Consider the following 17,929-nt stretch of genomic DNA (forward strand, 5'->3'; position numbering starts at 1 on the left):
AAGTTTAGAAAAGGAAAAGAAACCGAATTGTATTTTTTTAAGGATGAATTGTAGAACTTTATAAATTCAACCCTTTTTTATAGGTAAATAATGCTCTTTCTCTAGCAAATTTATGTTCCACAATTGGTTGTGGATACGTAAATTCGTTCAAATCTTTTACCCAAGTATTGGTGTATTCTAAATTTTTGTCAAACTTTTTCAGTTGCTCTGTTGGATTAAAAATTCTAAAATATGGAGCAGAATCGCATCCTGTTCCTGCCGCCCATTGCCAATTCCCATTGTTAGCTGACAAATCATAATCTACTAATTTTTCAGCAAAATAAGCCTCTCCTAGACGCCAATCAATTAATAAGTGTTTACACAAAAACCCTGCTGTTACCATACGGACTCTGTTGTGCATATATCCTGTTTGGTTTAACTGCCGCATTCCTGCATCAACCATCGGATAACCCGTTTCTCCTTTGCACCAAGCTTCAAATTCTTGCTCGTTGTTTCTCCACTCAATCTGATTGTATTTACTTTTAAAATTCTGAGTAACAACTTTCGGAAAGTGAAATAAAATCTGCATAAAAAATTCTCTCCAAATTAATTCACTTAAATAGGTTGCATTACTTTTAAGTGCAATTTTAATCAATTTTCTAGCACTTACTAAACCGAAACGCAAATACGGAGAAACATAAGATGTTTTATCGACAAACGGAAAATCTCTAATAGCATCGTACTGATCTAAATGAGCTAAATTATACCGTTTTACTTTGATTTTACTTTCCACAAAACCAATGGATTCTAAAGAAGGAAAAACCGTTTTGAAATTGTAAAAATTAGATTTAGGATTATTTTCAGATAATGAAATATCATTAAATTTTGACAACCATTTGTTTTTATAAGGTGTAAAAACAGTATACGGCAATCCGTCAGCTTTTACAACTTCTGATTCTTCAAAAACAACCTGATCTTTATACGAAAAAACTCCAATGTTTTTTGAATTTAAAAACTGAGCAACTTCTAAATCTCTAGAAATTGCATAGGGTTCGTAATCTTTGTTGTAAAAAACTTTATCGATTTTATATTCAGAAATTAACTCTTTCCAAATTTCAATTGGTTTTCCTATCTTAATTAATACTGATGAATTGACTTTTTTTAATTCAGTATCAATCTTTTTTAAAGTATTAAAAATAAACGTAATTCTTGCATCATCTTTTGGCAAAGAATCTATAATATCTATATCAAAAATAAAAAGAGGAATTACGGGTTCTTTTTCTAAAGTTGCCTTGTATAAAGCAACATTATCTTCTAAACGTAAATCTCTACGAAACCAAAATACATTCATTATTTAAAAATAGTATCTAATACTTTTTCTCGGTATTCAAAAATAGTTTGCAATTGTTTTTTTATAAATAAAGATTGTGCTATTCCTCCTAAAAATCCAAAAGGAATTTTATACGATATTTTATCTTTCATCAAGGTTTTACCGTTTGGTAACGACTCAAAAAAATGTTCGTGATGCCACATAGAATAAGGACCAAAACGTTGTTCATCAATAAAAAATTGGTGTTCTTTTACTGCGGTAATTTCTGTAACCCAATTTGTTTTTACAAACGGAATTGGAGATACTTTATACGTTACAATCTGACCTTGATACGCTTTTTTATCCACTTTAGAAGTGATGTGAAAACCCATTTTTGGTGGAGTAATATTTGATAAATTTTCTGGTGATGAAAAATAATTCCACGCTTCTGATAACGGAATATTTAATTCTTGTGATGCTTCTAACGTATAAATACCTGAGTGTTTAAAAAACTGAATCATTTATTTTAAATATTTTGTAATCTTTCTACTCATTGGTTTTGTTAAGGAAAAATAGTAATCAATTAACTTTCCATTTTCATCTACTAAATACTTTTGAAAATTCCATTTTACTGAAGAATTTTTAACACCATTCTGTTCTTTTTGGGTTAACCACGCATATAATGGATGTTGCTTATCGCCTTTTACATCAACCTTTTCAGTAATTAAAAAAGTAACTCCAAAGTTGATTTTACAAAAAGACTGAATTTCTGTTGCTGTTCCTGGTTCTTGACCACCAAACTGATTAGAAGGAACGCCTATAATCATTAATTTGTCTTTATACTGCTCATATAATTCTTGTAAACCTTCGTATTGTGGCGTAAAGCCACATTCTGAAGCCACATTTACAAACAATATTTTTTTGCCTTTATAGTCTGATAAATTTATTTTTTCTCCAGAAATACTCTTAATTTCTATGTTGTATAATGAACTATTTGTTTCCATTTTTTCTTTTTTATTGATGAGATTTATGCTTAAAAATAAACAAAGTAAATATATGTTATTCATTTTCTTAATTGTATAAAATTATGTATCCGTTTAAAGTTGACGCAATTGTCAACCAAATTAAATAGGGTGCAATTAACAAGGTGTACCATTTTAATTGTTTGATAAAATTGAATGTAAAAAAACCTACCAACAACCATAGGCTAATTATTACAACAAATCCAACAATTGTTAAATGTTGATTGAAGAAAAAATAATTCCAACTAACATTTAAAATCCATTGTACTAGAAATAATCGTATTAAAAAAGAATTATTCTCTTTAAAAAGCAATGCTAATTTGGTCATATAAAATGAAAATAGCACCATAATTGTTGTCCAAGCAGCACCAAAAACCCAACCTTCTGGAGTCCAAGGAGCCTGATTTAGTGATGTGTACCAATTTGATGCTGGGCCATCATTCATTAAAATAGTTCCAATGCCCAAAGCACCAACGTTTGCCACAAAGAAAATTACGAATAAAATATACTTGTTTTTCATTTTTATACTGTTTTAAAAAAGTTAGACTTCTTAAATTGTTCATTTAAAAATACCACCCAAAAAAGCATGTTAAAAGCATAACCAATATCTTCAATAGGGATTGTAAATAGACGAATTCCCAGGTTTTCTGAATTGTTATACCAAACTACTGGCTCTGCTATAAAACTACCTGTTAAGATTCCGTTCACAATTAAAAACGGAATTAAAATAATGACAAAAGCAATGTAAAATCGCTTTAAAATGTCTTCAGCAAAAAATAGTGCAACTAATAAAGTAAGTATTAATAATGAATAATTAATACTTGTGTACCATTTATCTAAATTAAAAAACAATGTAACAGCCGTAATAATCAATAAAAAATAAGTGATTCCTTTTACTGCTTTAGAAGACAATAAAAGCTTTGGTTTAAAATATTCTAAGGAATAATGGATAAAAATACTAGCATACGGAATACAAATAAAAAACAACATTTCATCAATCGGCAAACCTGCAATTTTGTAAGGTAAATGATAGGCTTCATTAAAACCCCAAATTCCATTTTTGGTAAAAATAACGTCCCAAATAATAAAAAATGTTGCCACTATAAGTATTGACGAAAAAAACGTTTTCCATTGTTTAATGAAATTCATTTTCTTATTGAAAGAATACAATAAAGGAAAGCTAATTGAGCCAATATTTAATAGCAAATACAAATACATTAGCCTTTGTGTTTTTTAAAATATTTTAAAGGCACAAACAACATTCCAAAGCATTCCCCATCTGGTTTATCTAAATGTTTATGATGAATTTTATGTGCTTTTCTCAACCCTTTTAAATACATACTACTTGTATTTCTAAACCATTTAAAACGTCTATGAATTAACACATCATGTACTAAAAAATAGGCAATTCCATAACATAAAATCCCTAAACCGATAAAGAATAAATAGTTGATTTCTGGTCTAATTCCAAAATAAAATAATAAAATACTTGGAATTGCAAACACTACAAAAAAAGCATCATTTTTTTCAAAGACATGCGGATATCCTGGCTGATGATGATCTTCGTGTAAAAACCAACCAAAACCATGCATCACATATTTATGTGTACACCAAGTGATGCCCTCCATTGTTAAAAATGTTATCAAAGTCGTTAAAGCAAAAAACATCAGATTAAATTTAGTTTATATTTTACAAAACTTCTTGCTAGTAAATTTATTTTCATCGGATTAGATATTCTAACTCTTGTTTCCATTATTTTAGAAGAAGGTGTCTGTTTTAATTTTTTTAATAATCTTTTATAATATCGATATGCAACATAGACACCAAATTTTGCCTCAACAGGAAGCTTTAAAATCCCCTCTTTAAAAGCAACTTCAAAATCTTCCTCTATTTCTTTTATAATTTGATCTTTAGATTCGTTATTTAATGCTCGAAAATCTACATTCGGAAAATAAGATCTCTGTAAACCTTCCAAATCATCTTTTAAATCTCTTAAAAAATTTACTTTCTGAAAAGCAGAGCCTAATCGCATTGCGGCAGATTTTAATTCGTCGTATTTTTGAATATCACCATTTACAAAAACTTTTAAGCACATTAACCCAACTACATCGGCAGAACCATAAATATACGAATCATATTCTTCCTTTGTTTTGTATGCTGTTTTATATAGATCCGCTTTCATGCTTTTTAAAAACGCCTGAATTAAATCATCAGAAATTTGGTACTGAAGAACCGTTTGTTGAAATGCATTTAAAATTGGATTTAAACTAATTCCGTCTTCTAAAGCTTCATAATAGTCCGCTTCAAACTTATTGATTAATTTTTTTTTATCATATTGATGAAAAGAATCTACAATTTCATCAGCAAAACGAACAAAACCATAAATATTATAAATGGCTGTTCTAATTTTTGGTGATAACATTTTTACCGCTAACGAAAACGAAGTACTGTATTTTTTAGTAACCAACTTACTGCAGTTATTAGAAACCTCATCAAATAGTGCTTTCATACGAATGTTTTTTTATAATTAAATCGGAAACTATTTTTCCAGAAATTAATGAGGGAGGAACTCCAGGACCCGGAACTGTTAATTGACCAGTAAAAAATAAATTTTTGACTGTTTTACTTTCTATTTTAGGTCTTAAAAAAGCAGTTTGAGTCAAAATATTTGCCAAACCATAAGCGTTCCCTTTATACGAATTGTAATCTTTGATAAAATCATTTACACAATATGATTTTTTAAATAAAATGCTGCTTTTTACTTCTTGATTTGTTAAGTTTTCTAATCTATCAATAATTTTTGTAAAATAGACTTCTCTTAACTCTTCTGTATCTTCTAATCCTGGTGCTAAAGGAATTAAAAAAGTTGCTACTTCTTTTCCGCCCGGAGCTAAACTAGCATCTGTTATACTCGGAAAACTTGCATAGAATAATGGCTTTTCTGGCCAAGAAGGATCATCGTAAATTGTTCTTGCATGTTCATCAAAATCAGTATCAAAAAACAATGTATGATGTGAAACGTCTTTTAGCTTTTTATCTAACCCAACATAAAATAATAATGACGAAGGTGCAAACACTTTTTTGCTCCAATACTTTTCTGAATACTGTCTGTATTTAGTCGGTAATAAGGTTTCTGTATGATGATAATCTGCTCCACTAACCACAATATCAGATGGTATAAATACATCATTTACAATTAAACCAGTGGTTTTACCACTATCATCCAAACAAATTTTTTCGACATTTGCATCTGTCTCAAACACAACTCCCAAACTGGAAGCTAAAGTTGTCATTGCTTCTACCACTTTATACATTCCTCCTTTTGGATGCCAAGTTCCCAAGCCAAAATCTGCATAATTCATGAAATTATAGAACGCGGGAGTATTACTTGGTTTTGCGCCCAAAAACAATACAGGAAATTCTAATATTTGAATCAACTTCTGACTTTTAATTTTTTTACGAACTTGGGTTCTAATGGTTGAGAAAAATTGATTGATTCTTTTAATTGTTACCGGAGTAATCAATTCAAGCGGAGAAACTCCAGGTCTGTATACCAAATCTTTAATTGCCGTATTGTAATTAAACTTTGCGGCATCTAAAAAATCTTTCAAATATTTAGAACTTCCTTTTTCTTCTTTTTCAAATGCATCAAAAATTTCTTTTAATTTACCAGAAATAATAATAGATTCTAATTCAGAAAAATACACTTGATATGCAGGATCTAATCGATCTAACTCGTAAAAATCTGATGGTTTTTTATCAAAATCGTTAAAAAACTTCTCAAAAACGTCTGGCATCCAATACCAAGTTGGACCAATATCAAAGGTAAATCCTTCTTTTTTATATTGCCTCGCCCTACCTCCTGTTGTCTTGTTTTTCTCATACACCGTAACGTCGAAACCAGCTTTTGCTAAATAACATGAAGCAGATAATGATGAGAATCCTGAACCTATAATGTGAATTTGTTTTTTCATTTTGTTTAACAAATATACAATTTTATTAAACAAAAATACATAAATCAAAAAAATTTATAAATCTTTTAACAAATCAATCAAGCCTTTATAAAATAAAAATTGACCATTATAATCAGTAGAATTTAGATTTTTAGTTCGATTACCAAAAGCCCAAAATTCGTGTTTTGTGTTTTTTAATTTCACATCGATCTCACTAATATAGTCATTCATTAATAAATCCACTGGAGCAACTGTAAAAGAGGATATAAATTTTATTTTAGTAAACATTGTTAAAAGAGAATTCAAATTGTCTAACGGAATACTTTGTCCTAAATAAATCGTCTTTTTTCCTCTTAAAGATAGTTCATAGTTTAAATACATCAATCCTAATTCATGAATTTCATTTTCAGGTAAAAACAACACATAGACCTCGCTATCATCTACCAATAAATTTTGTTGAATTTTCTCAATATTGATTTGTATTTTCTGTGAAATTAAATTTGAAACAAAATGTTCGTGAGCAGGAGTTAAAGTGTCTGTTTGCCACATTAAACCTATGTGGTCTAAAAAAGGAATAAACACCTCTTTAAAAACATCTCTAAATGTTTTATTAATCAATAATTGATTATAGGTTTGATTAAACAATACTTGATCAAAACTAAACATTGCCATTTTAAATGCATTAATAGAATTGTCTACCAATGCATTTTTATTCGCTAATTCTCTTGCAATTAAAACAATTGATTCTTCAGATAATTTTGCAATTTTCGAAATCTTATAATTATTTTTATTTAACAAAGAAACATTCAATAATTTCTGGAGGTTTTTAGTATCATAATATCGTGCATTTCCACTCGTTCTTTCTGGCGATAACAGTTGATACCTTTTTTCCCAAATCCTAATTGTATGCGCCTTAATTCCAGATAGATTTTCTAAGTCTTTAATTGTAAAGCTTGTCTTTATATTGTTCAATTTAAAATTAGTTTAATTAAACAAATATATGATTTTCATTTTAATAGTAAAATTTTAAAGCCTAAGTCTGTAACATTTTTTACTTTTGAGCTACTTATAACATTAAACTAACCAATTATTAACGTGCAAAAAGATTTAGAGTCTAAATTTTTACTGGATTTTGAGCAAAATCAAAATATTGTTCACAAAGTATGTAGAATCTACACTACAAATCAAGATGCACATAATGATTTGTTTCAGGAAGTTGTGATTCAACTATGGAAAAATTACAGCAAGTTTAGAGGCGATTCAAAATTCAGCACCTGGATGTACAGAGTAGCATTAAACACCGCAATTTCTTTATATAGAAAATCGACCAGAAGTATTAAAACTCAAGATATAGATGATTTTAGTTATAGAATAAAATCTAGCGAGTACGATAATACCGAAGAGTTGCAATTAGAAGCATTATACAAAGCAATTCATCAATTAAATGATATTGATAAAGCGCTCATATTTTTGTATTTAGAAAACAAACCTTATAAAGAAATTTCAGAAACTTTAGGGATCACTGAAGTAAATGCAAGAGTTAAAATGAATAGAGCAAAAGAAAAGTTAAAAAACATATTAAACCCATAAAAATGGATTTAGAAAAATATAAAAAATCTTGGGAAAATCAGCCAGTAGAGACAAATGCGGTTTCTAATATTGATGTTTACAAAATGTCACATTCAAAATCTTCATCAGTAGTAAAATGGATACTAATTGTTGGAATCCTTGAACTCATTTTTTGGACAAGTTTAACCTTTTTGATTCCACAAAAATATATGGAAGTCTATAAAGATTTTAAATTAATGGAGTTGTTAAAAGCAACTACGTATGTACATTATGTAGTCATTTTTGTTTTTTTAATATTATTCTACAGAAATTACAATTCTATTTCAATTACAGATAGTACTAAAAGATTAATGAATAAAATTTTATCTGTTAGAAAAACAGTTAGGTATTATGTGTATTACAATTTAGGAACCATCATCGTTTCTAATATTGTTTTAATGTTTATTTTATTAGGACAGCCAGATGTCTTAACAAAAGTAATGAACCCAAATGGTTTAAATATAGAAACTAATACTGTTATAACAATTTTTATAGTTACTAGTGCAATATTAGTAGTAATAACCTTTACAATTATTTGGCTATTTTATAAGTTTACTTATGGAAGATTACTTAAAAAGTTACATGAAAATTACAAAGAACTCGATCATTTAGAACATTTAAATTGATAACAAAAGCTCCAACATTATGTTGGAGCTTTTCTTTTAAAATGATTTTAATTCAGCTATTAATTTATCTAACATAACATCAGTAAAATCTAAATGTGTCACCATGCGTAGTTTTCCATCACCCATAGAAATAAAATGAATGTTTTTCTCTTCCATTTTAGTTACAAAATCATTCTCATCAACAGTATCATTTGTATAAAAAATGACAATATTCGTTTCAATTGGCTCTACACTTTTTATAAAAGAACAGGCTTCTAAAACTTCTCCAATTTTTTTGGCTCTTAAATGATCGTCCGCTAATCGTTCTACATGATTATCTAATGCATAAATTCCTGCTGCTGCTAAATAACCAGCTTGCCGCATTGCGCCACCAAAGACTTTTCTGATTCGCAATGCTTTTGCAATGTGTTCTTTTGTTCCTAATAAAATAGAACCAATTGGCGCACCCAATCCTTTTGACAAACAAATTGAAATGGTGTCAAATAGTTCTCCGTATTGTGTTGGTGTTTCATTTTTTGCAACCAAGGCATTAAACAATCTTGCTCCGTCTAAATGAAATGCTACGTTTTTTTCTATACAAATTTGTTTTATTTTTTGAAGTTCTTCAAAATCCCAACAAGCGCCACCACCTTTATTTGTGGTGTTTTCTATACAAACCAAACGCGAATAAGGCGCGTGAATATCTGCTCTACCAGAAACCGCATACGCCAATTGTTCTGCAGTAAACATTCCTCTTTCTCCATCAATTAAATGAGAAGTAACTCCTGAATTAAATGCTGCTCCGCCACCTTCAAAATTATACACATGCGCCCACTTATCGCAAAACATTCTGTCTCCAGGTTGTGTATGTAATTTAATTGCAGTTTGATTTGCCATGGTTCCTGACGGAAAAAATAACGCCTCTTCCATTCCAAACATTTTGGCCGCTTTTTTTTGCAACGCATTAATTGTTGGATCACTTTTAAAAACATCGTCTCCAACTTCTGCATTCATCATTGTGGTTAACATTGCCTTTGTTGGCTTGGTAACTGTATCGCTTATTAAATCTATTCTCATTTTTTATTATTACTTATTTTTTAACTTTTACCTTTCGTCTTTTACCTTCTGACTTTTACCTTTTGACTTTTAACTACTTAATCCATTCCTATTGGTGAACCGTCTGGAATTTTTGGTGATTGTACTTTTTTGAATTTAGAAGAATCCTTTTTAAAATCGTCAATACTTTTTATCAGTGCTTCATCGTACATTTTTTGAATTCCTTTTGATTCATTCCTTCTTATAAGGGCTTTGATTTCATCTAGTTTATAAAATACAATTGCTGTTACTTGTTTGTAGTTATTTTGATTTGCCGCTAAATAAAACAACTGATTTAAAACTTGTTCGTTTACAACATTTTGTAGTTCTTGATAATAACTGTTTTTATGCGTTTTTTTGAACGTGTTCTGAACAACTTCATCAATCAATTCTTCTAATCCTAATTGTGTTTTATCTAAACTTTTGTGTACTACTAAACGTGCTGCTCTTTGTGGATGAAACAACAATTCTAAAGTCATTTCTGAAGCCGTTTCTACTGCTCCATAAGGATCAAATTCTGCACCAACTTTACTTTTAAAAGATTCTCTTGTTCTTCCGTAACCAAAAGCTCTTGGCGGAAACAACTTTAATTTTGAAGTAGGAATTGCAATGGTTTCTACATCAATTGTTTTTAATAAAGCCGAGAGTGCTTCTCGTTCTTCCGAACCGGGAATTCTTTTTACGATGGTTTGCTTTCCTCCTTTTATTGCGTAATTATAATCTAATCCTCCAATTATCTTAGAAACCGCCTCTGTTTGATATCGATGTAAAAAATACAACGGAACAAAAACGTCTTCTAATACAGAATAAGGTTCTTTGCTTTTAATATTATCCGCAGAAAATTTATCAATCGCATTTTTTCTAATCTCTAATAAAGAGTTCAATTCATCTGAAACACTTTTCCCATTATCCCATAAATGTGCAAACGCATGTGCACTTCCTTTAGGTCTTGCATCTTGATCGGTAATAAAACGCAATCCTTTTGCAAAAGCAGTATTTAAAATACTTTGTAAACTTTCTTCTTCGTTCTTTACAAATTGTTGATATGAATATGCAACCGTTACTTTATCCCATGCTCCAATTCCTGTTGCGTAGGCATTTGAAAAATCAATTTTTCCATTTTTTAAAGAAAACTGCGGATGTGGATAATCCATTACGGATGATCTGTTAATAGTACTAGCAATGTAATTGTGTGCAAAACCTAATGTATGACCAACTTCATGAGCTGCTAATTGTCTAATTCTTGCCAAGGCCATTTCTAACGCGAATTTGTCATTTGGTGTATTTGTAGCATACGGAGCTTGTAAAGCTTGCGCAATTAAAAAATCTTGTCTAATTCTTAAAGAACCTAAACTTACGTGTCCTTTTATAATTTCTCCAGTTCTTGGATCAGAAATACTTCCGCCATAACTCCAACCTCTTGTAGATCTGTGAACCCACTGAATTACATTGTATCTTAAATCTAACGGATCTGCATCTTTTGGTAACACTTTTACCTGAAAAGCATCTTTATAACCAATGGCTTCAAAAGCTTGATTCCACCATCTTGCACCTTCTAACAAAGCAGATCTTACAGGTTCTGGCGTTCCTGGATCTAAATAATATACAATCGGCTCAACAGGTTCGCTAATTGCAGCATTTGGATTTTTCTTTTCTAATCTGTGTCTGTAAATAAATCTTTTTGTAATGGATTGATTTACTGGCGTAGCATAATCCATATAAGACATCGGAAAAGAACCAGAACGCGGATCGTACACTCTTGGTTTGTATTTATTATCTGGCAATTCTACAAAAGAATGATGCTGATACACCGTTACTGCAGTTGCATTTGGGGTAACCGACCATAAATTTCGTCCTTTTGGTGTTCCTTTAAAAGTCAATAATACATCAAATTCTACATTTTTTTTAAATGCTTTGGTTCTTGCTAAATTAAAAGCGCTTCTAGAAAGATCTACATTGTAAGCTCCTTCTCCGCTTCTAGACAATGTGTTAGAAACTCCAAAAGTATCTTGCATAAAAAACGAAGTTGCATCTACTAAATAGGTGTTGTTTTTTTCTTCTTTGATCACAAAACCATGTAAAACAGATTTTGCAAAAGCTTCTTTTATCGATTTTTTTTCTTCAACATTATCGGTTAATGCTCTATACTCTTGATTTGACTGAATTAATAAAATTTTATTTCCAGCTTTTCTAAAAAACACCACTGCTCCACCTCCCAATTTTCCTCTATCTAAACCAATATCATTAGAACCAATTCCTTCAGAAAGTGCGTTTACATATAAAAACTCACTTTCTAGTTTTGAGATTTCTAAAAATATTTTGTCGGTACTGCTATCATAATAAAAGTTGAAGTACCCTTTATACTTCGTTACTTTTTTATTGTCTTTAAAAAATTGTGAAAAACAGGTTTGATTGATAAAAACAAATAGTACTAAAATGGTCAATTTTTTCATGGTTGATAGATTTTCTATAAAACTATAAAATATTGATGAGAAATAAGATTGAATAAAATATTAAATCATAATTTTTAACTTATTTTTGTTTCACCTATGATTACACAAGAACAAGTAAAAAATATTTCTGATAGAATTTCTAAGCTTCAACAGTATTTAAATATTGAGCAAAAGCTGATAGAAATCAACAATGAAGAAGAAAAAACAATGTCGCCAGATTTTTGGAATAACCCAAAAGAAGCGGAAGCTTTTATGAAAGAACTCAGAATCAAAAAAAAATGGGTAAACGATTATAATACGGTTGTTGGTTTATTAGAAGACGTTCAAGTATTGTTAGATTTTTACAAAGAAGATGAAGTTTCTGAAGAAGAAGTTGTTGCACAATTCACAAAAACAGAAGAAGTACTAGAAGCCATAGAATTCAGAAATATGCTTTCTGATGAAGGCGATAATTTAAGTGCTGTAATTCAAATTACTGCTGGAGCAGGCGGAACAGAGAGTTGCGATTGGGCAGAAATGCTGATGAGAATGTACATGATGTGGGCAGAGAAAAATGGTTTAAAAATCAAAGAATTAAATTATCAAAGTGGAGATTCAGCAGGAATTAAAACCGTGACATTAGAATTTGATGGCGATTATGCTTTTGGTTGGCTAAAAGGAGAAAACGGCGTACATCGTTTGGTACGGATTTCGCCTTTTGATAGCAATGCAAAAAGACATACTTCTTTTGCTTCTGTATATGTGTATCCGGTTGCTGATGATTCTATAGAAATTGAAATAAATCCAGCGGACATTGAAATAACGACAGCAAGATCTAGTGGCGCTGGCGGACAAAATGTGAATAAAGTGGAAACCAAAGTTCAGTTAACACACAAACCAACCGGAATTCAGATTCAATGTTCAAATTCTCGTTCTCAACACGACAATAGAGCAACCGCAATGCAAATGCTAAAATCTCAATTGTACGAAATAGAATTGCAAAAAAGACAAGAAGCCAGAGCTGATATTGAAGCTGGAAAAATGAAAAACGAATGGGGAAGTCAGATCAGAAATTATGTAATGCATCCTTATAAATTAGTGAAAGATGTAAGAACTGCTCACGAAACAGGAAATGTAGACGCTGTTATGAATGGAGATATTGATGCCTTTTTAAAAGCCTTTTTGATGATAAACGGACAAGAAAAAACAGATACAACTTTATAAAAAAAATGATAAAAATATACCACAACAACAGATGCAGCAAATCGCGCTGCGGATTAGAAATTGTAGAAAATTCTGGAAAAGAATTTGAAGTCATTAAATATTTAGAAAACACTCCTTCAGAAAAAGAATTAAAAGAGATAATTGTACTGTTAAATATTGCTCCTATCGATTTAATCAGAAAAAATGAAACTATCTGGAAAGAAAATTACAAAGGAAAAAAATTATCTAACAAAGAAGTAATTAACGCAATGTTACAACATCCCAAATTAATAGAAAGACCAATTGTAGTTAACGGTAATAAAGCTGTAATTGGCAGACCGCCAGAAATTATAAAAACCATCTTATAATTTAACTACTTTTCTTTAACAGAAGTTTAACAAGTCTTTGTTTAAACCAATTAGCAAACCTATTGTCCTATTCATTTAATAATAAATCAAACTAATGAAAAAAACAATTTTAGTTTTAATTTGCCTTTTTAGTATATCGGCACTTTTTGCGCAAAGGCCATCTCAAGCAGCAACGTATGCTGTTTTTGGTAAAGTAATTGACAAAGACACCAAACAACCTTTAGAATACGCTACTATTGTTCTAAAAAACTTAAAAAGCAACAAATTAAGTGGGGGAATTACTGATGGAAAAGGTGAGTTTTACATTAAAATTACTGGCGGTACTTACAATATAAGTATTGAGTTTATTTCTTTTAAAACAATTCGTTTTAATAATAGAACTATTGATAAAAACATCAATCTTGGAACCGTAATTTTATCTGAAGATGGCGAAATGCTTGATGAAGTAAATATCATTCCAGAAAAATCTACCGTAGATATTCGTTTAGATAAAAAAATATATAACGTTGGTAAAGACATGACTGTTAAAGGTGGTAATGTTGCCGATGTTTTAGACAATGTTCCGTCTGTAAGTGTAGATGTCGAAGGAAATGTTAGTTTAAGAGGAAATGAAAATGTACGTATTTTAATTGACGGAAAACCTTCTTCTTTAGTAGGATTAGACGGCACAAGCGCATTACGTCAACTACCTGCTGATGCAATAGAAAGAGTTGAAGTAATTACTTCTCCTTCTGCCAGATATGATGCTGAAGGAACTGCAGGTATTTTAAACATCATTTTAAGAAAAGGAAAAGTTACCGGATTTAATGGTTCAATCAACCCAACTATTGGAGATCCAACACAATACGGAATTTCGACAAACTTAAATTATAGAACTAAAAAATTCAACCTTTTTACAAACACTGGTTATAATTACAGAAATGGACCAGGAAAAACAATTAACAATTCAACCTATTTTGATAATTCTGGTACTATTACTGGTTATCTTGATGAATTAAAAAATAACAATAGATTAGGAAAAGGGTTTAATTCTAGCTTTGGATTAGAATACTATATAAACAATAATAGTTCTCTTTTGGGAAATATCGTTATCAGAAAATCTGATGGACAAAATACAACCTCCAATAATGTATCAATTTTTGATGCTAACAAAAACTTAACTGATACCAGAACTAGAGATGAAAATGAATTATCTGATTCAAAATCAATTCAATATTCTCTTAACTATACAAATAGATTAAATGATTATGGGAAAAAATTAACAATCGATTTACAGTATAGTAAAAGTGATCAAGATAAAAATGGAAGTATTTTTCAAAATAATGCGTTTGTAGAAAATAATAGTACTCTTCAAAACTCTACTAGAAAACTTTTCCAAATAGATTATGTTTTTCCAAGAGAAAATGGTTCTCAATTTGAATTAGGCTATAAAGCTGATTTAGACAAATCAACTTCAGATTATAAAAACTCCCCTGCTGTACCTTATTCAGATCCAAAATTTAATCTGTCAAATAATTTAGATTTTGAACAAAACGTATATGCATTATATATTCAATACGGTAAAAAAATTGAAAAATTTTCTTATTTATTTGGTTTAAGGGGTGAGTTAACTGAACAAAACATCAGCTTACTAACAACAAATGAAAATTACAACAAATCATATGCTCAATTATTTCCAACTATCAATTTAGGATATGAATTATCTGATAATGAAAGCATCACTCTTGGATATAGTAAAAGATTAAGAAGACCAAGATCTTGGTTTTTAAATCCTTTTGAATCTAGAAGCTCAGAAACAAATATTTTTAAAGGAAATGTTAATTTAGACCCCACTTTTACAAATTCATTTGATCTTGGGTATTTAAAAAAATGGGATAAATTAACCTTAAATTCCTCAATATATTATCGTCATTCAACTGGTATTTATCAATTTATTAGTGAAGAAAGAGGAGATTTCGTTAATGGTATCCCAGTAATTGTTAGATCTCCAATTAATTTATCATCAGAAGATAGATATGGATTTGAGTTTAACACCAATTATAGTATTTCTAAAAAAGTAAATCTTTCTGGTAGCTTTAATTTTTATGGATTTGAAACAGTAGGTAAATATAATAATGTAGATTTTGGAAATAAAGATTCTAATTGGGATGCTAGGTTTAATTCAAGAATTACATTGCCTGCAAGTATTCAATGGCAAACTACAATGTCTTACAGAGGAGGACAAAAAAATGCTCAAAGTACGAGTGACGGAATTTTTAGTGCAAACTTAGCTTTTAGTAAAGATTTATTTAAAGACAATGGTACATTGGTTTTAAACATTAGTGATGTTTTAAATTCTAGAAAACGTAAAGGATATTCTTACACACCAAATTCTTCTACTTACGGAGAAATGCAGTGGAGACAAAGACAAGTATCTTTAAGTTTTGTGTATCGTTTTAATCAAAAGAAAAACCAAAAACAACAAAGACCACAACAAAATAATGATTTTGAAGAAGGTGGTGAAGGCTTTGGAAAATAATACTTAATTATTTGAACATAAAAAAGGGTTTGCAAATGCAAACCCTTTTTTATTGAATATTTTTTTAAAAAAAACTACTCTTTATCAGCAGCTTTTCTTGCTTCTCTTTTTAATTTTAAATTCTCCCAAATTGTGCCACCAATCCAGTAAGGAACAACAAATGTTAATAAGAAGATTAACAACCAAAAACCAGCTGTAAAAATAAACATGAATAATAAAAATCCTGAAAATTCTGAAAAATCTAACATTTGTGTTTCTTTAAAATAATTAATACCACAAAAATAATACATATTTTCAATTTACACTAATAATTAAAATTTATTTTAAACAAGTATTTTTTCTTTTTGTTGATAACTGATTGTGATACTTTTAGTAATTTTGTAGGAGTAAAAAACAACACAAAAAATGAAATACAGAATAGAAAAAGACACCATGGGACAAGTAAATGTTCCTGCTGATAAATATTGGGGTGCACAAACAGAACGTTCTAGAAATAACTTTAAAATTGGCCCTTCTGCTTCTATGCCCTTAGAAATTGTTTACGGTTTTGCATACTTAAAAAAAGCTGCTGCTTTTACTAATTGCGATTTAGGCGTTCTAACATCAGAAAAAAGAGATTTAATTGCTCAGGTTTGCGATGAAATTTTAGAAGGAAAACACAATGATCAATTTCCGTTAGTTATTTGGCAAACTGGTTCTGGAACGCAATCAAACATGAATTGTAATGAGGTTATAGCAAATAGAGCGCATGAAATTGCAGGAAATATTATTGGCGAAGGCGAAAAAACCATTCAGCCAAATGATGATGTAAATAAATCTCAATCATCAAACGACACCTTTCCAACAGGAATGCATATTGCTGCGTATAAAAAAATTGCAGAAATCACGATTCCTGGCATTGAGCAATTACGAGATACTTTACAGGCAAAATCAGAAGCTTTTAAAGACGTTGTAAAAATTGGAAGAACACATTTAATGGATGCTACTCCACTTACTTTGGGTCAAGAATTCTCTGGGTATGTTGCGCAATTAAACTTCGGATTAAAAGCTTTAAAGAACACCTTGGCACATTTATCTCAATTAGCTTTAGGAGGAACTGCTGTTGGAACAGGATTAAATACGCCGAAAGGATATGATGTTTTAGTTGCTAAATACATAGCTGAATTTACAGGAATGCCTTTTATTACAGCAGAAAATAAATTTGAAGCATTGGCTGCACACGATGCTTTTGTAGAAACTCACGGAGCTTTAAAACAGTTAGCTGTTTCTTTAAACAAAATTGCAAATGATATTCGTATGATGGCTTCTGGTCCAAGATCTGGAATAGGAGAAATTATGATTCCTGCAAACGAACCAGGAAGTTCTATTATGCCCGGAAAAGTAAATCCAACACAAGCTGAAGCTTTAACAATGGTTTGTGCACAAGTTATCGGGAATGATGTTGCGGTTACGATTGGCGGAACGCAAGGTCATTACGAATTAAACGTTTTTAAACCAATGATGGCTGCTAACGTTTTACAATCTGCAGAGTTAATTGGAGATGCTTGTAAGTCTTTTGATGAAAATTGTGCTACAGGAATTGAACCAAATCAAACTAGAATTACTGAATTATTAAACAATTCACTAATGTTAGTTACTGCTTTAAACACCAAAATAGGATATTATAAAGCTGCTGAAATTGCAAATACTGCGCATGCAAACGGAACAACTTTAAAAGAAGAAGCAGTTCGTTTAGGATATGTTACTTCAGAACAATATGATGAATGGGTAAAACCAGAAAAAATGATTGGAAATTTAAACTAATCACAATCAACCTTAAAGCAAAAAAGACTCGATA

Annotated in this window: 18 protein-coding genes; 6 read left to right on the forward strand and 12 right to left on the reverse strand. The window is 30.2% G+C overall.

Annotated elements, in window-relative coordinates:
* Positions 1 to 58: 58 nt before the first annotated feature.
* From KCTC32516_RS10945 to KCTC32516_RS10985, 9 genes are all read right to left on the reverse strand, one after another.
* On the reverse strand, positions 59 to 1,330 hold the full coding sequence (locus KCTC32516_RS10945) for a cryptochrome/photolyase family protein (protein ID WP_301400495.1): 1,272 nt from the start codon (positions 1,328 to 1,330) through the stop codon (positions 59 to 61).
* A complete protein-coding gene (locus tag KCTC32516_RS10950; protein ID WP_301400496.1) occupies positions 1,330 to 1,809 on the reverse strand; it encodes an SRPBCC family protein in 480 nt (159 codons plus the stop codon). Before KCTC32516_RS10950 ends, KCTC32516_RS10945 begins: the two co-directional genes overlap by 1 nt.
* Positions 1,810 to 2,292, reverse strand: coding sequence for a glutathione peroxidase (locus KCTC32516_RS10955; RefSeq protein ID WP_301400497.1), 483 nt, complete (start codon positions 2,290 to 2,292; stop codon positions 1,810 to 1,812).
* Between the two features lie 67 nt (positions 2,293 to 2,359).
* Complete coding sequence (locus KCTC32516_RS10960) at positions 2,360 to 2,830, reverse strand: TspO/MBR family protein (protein ID WP_301400499.1); 471 nt, start codon at positions 2,828 to 2,830, stop codon at positions 2,360 to 2,362.
* Positions 2,831 to 2,832: 2 nt separating this feature from the next.
* Positions 2,833 to 3,528, reverse strand: a complete 696-nt coding sequence (locus KCTC32516_RS10965; protein WP_301400501.1) for a lycopene cyclase domain-containing protein — start codon at positions 3,526 to 3,528, stop codon at positions 2,833 to 2,835.
* The gene (locus KCTC32516_RS10970) at positions 3,528 to 3,977 is read right to left on the reverse strand and encodes a sterol desaturase family protein (protein ID WP_436410101.1); all 450 of its coding nucleotides are present in this window, start codon (positions 3,975 to 3,977) and stop codon (positions 3,528 to 3,530) included. The genes KCTC32516_RS10965 and KCTC32516_RS10970 overlap by 1 nt, the downstream gene beginning before the upstream one ends.
* Entirely contained in the window at positions 3,977 to 4,819 is an 843-nt protein-coding gene (locus tag KCTC32516_RS10975; protein ID WP_301400502.1) for a phytoene/squalene synthase family protein, read from the reverse strand. Before KCTC32516_RS10975 ends, KCTC32516_RS10970 begins: the two co-directional genes overlap by 1 nt.
* Entirely contained in the window at positions 4,803 to 6,284 is a 1,482-nt protein-coding gene (crtID, locus tag KCTC32516_RS10980) for a bifunctional phytoene desaturase/3,4-desaturase (protein ID WP_301400504.1), read from the reverse strand. Before crtID ends, KCTC32516_RS10975 begins: the two co-directional genes overlap by 17 nt.
* Before the next feature lie 54 nt (positions 6,285 to 6,338).
* The gene (locus KCTC32516_RS10985) at positions 6,339 to 7,235 is read right to left on the reverse strand and encodes a MerR family transcriptional regulator (protein ID WP_301400505.1); all 897 of its coding nucleotides are present in this window, start codon (positions 7,233 to 7,235) and stop codon (positions 6,339 to 6,341) included.
* A 123-nt stretch (positions 7,236 to 7,358) separates the two neighbouring features.
* On the opposite strand from KCTC32516_RS10985, the gene KCTC32516_RS10990 reads away from it, so the two are divergent.
* A complete protein-coding gene (locus KCTC32516_RS10990) occupies positions 7,359 to 7,853 on the forward strand; it encodes an RNA polymerase sigma factor (RefSeq protein WP_301400507.1) in 495 nt (164 codons plus the stop codon).
* A gap of 2 nt (positions 7,854 to 7,855) precedes the next feature.
* Positions 7,856 to 8,497: a DUF8845 family protein gene (locus KCTC32516_RS10995; RefSeq protein ID WP_301400509.1), complete on the forward strand. Its 642-nt coding sequence runs from the start codon at positions 7,856 to 7,858 to the stop codon at positions 8,495 to 8,497.
* Positions 8,498 to 8,533: 36 nt separating this feature from the next.
* Here KCTC32516_RS10995 and KCTC32516_RS11000 read toward each other — a convergent pair whose 3' ends face one another.
* On the reverse strand, positions 8,534 to 9,553 hold the full coding sequence (locus tag KCTC32516_RS11000; RefSeq protein ID WP_301400511.1) for a threonine aldolase family protein: 1,020 nt from the start codon (positions 9,551 to 9,553) through the stop codon (positions 8,534 to 8,536).
* A 77-nt stretch (positions 9,554 to 9,630) separates the two neighbouring features.
* Positions 9,631 to 12,024, reverse strand: coding sequence for a zinc-dependent metalloprotease (locus tag KCTC32516_RS11005; RefSeq protein ID WP_301400513.1), 2,394 nt, complete (start codon positions 12,022 to 12,024; stop codon positions 9,631 to 9,633).
* Positions 12,025 to 12,120: 96 nt separating this feature from the next.
* Between KCTC32516_RS11005 and prfB the strand changes: the two genes are divergently transcribed.
* The 3 genes from prfB to KCTC32516_RS11020 all read left to right on the forward strand — a co-directional run bounded on the left by prfB (position 12,121) and on the right by KCTC32516_RS11020 (position 16,092).
* On the forward strand, positions 12,121 to 13,227 hold the full coding sequence (gene prfB, locus KCTC32516_RS11010) for a peptide chain release factor 2 (RefSeq protein WP_301400515.1): 1,107 nt from the start codon (positions 12,121 to 12,123) through the stop codon (positions 13,225 to 13,227).
* A gap of 5 nt (positions 13,228 to 13,232) precedes the next feature.
* The gene (gene arsC, locus KCTC32516_RS11015; RefSeq protein ID WP_301400517.1) at positions 13,233 to 13,574 is read left to right on the forward strand and encodes an arsenate reductase (glutaredoxin); all 342 of its coding nucleotides are present in this window, start codon (positions 13,233 to 13,235) and stop codon (positions 13,572 to 13,574) included.
* A 94-nt stretch (positions 13,575 to 13,668) separates the two neighbouring features.
* Positions 13,669 to 16,092: a TonB-dependent receptor gene (locus tag KCTC32516_RS11020; protein ID WP_301400519.1), complete on the forward strand. Its 2,424-nt coding sequence runs from the start codon at positions 13,669 to 13,671 to the stop codon at positions 16,090 to 16,092.
* A gap of 74 nt (positions 16,093 to 16,166) precedes the next feature.
* On the opposite strand, the gene KCTC32516_RS11025 is transcribed toward KCTC32516_RS11020, so the two are convergent.
* Complete coding sequence (locus tag KCTC32516_RS11025; RefSeq protein ID WP_301400521.1) at positions 16,167 to 16,340, reverse strand: hypothetical protein; 174 nt, start codon at positions 16,338 to 16,340, stop codon at positions 16,167 to 16,169.
* 157 nt (positions 16,341 to 16,497) lie between these two features.
* Between KCTC32516_RS11025 and fumC the strand changes: the two genes are divergently transcribed.
* On the forward strand, positions 16,498 to 17,895 hold the full coding sequence (fumC, locus tag KCTC32516_RS11030; RefSeq protein ID WP_301400522.1) for a class II fumarate hydratase: 1,398 nt from the start codon (positions 16,498 to 16,500) through the stop codon (positions 17,893 to 17,895).
* Positions 17,896 to 17,929: the final 34 nt, after the last annotated feature.

The sequence above is a fragment of the Polaribacter huanghezhanensis genome (assembly GCF_030444335.1).
Classification (GTDB): domain Bacteria; phylum Bacteroidota; class Bacteroidia; order Flavobacteriales; family Flavobacteriaceae; genus Polaribacter; species Polaribacter huanghezhanensis.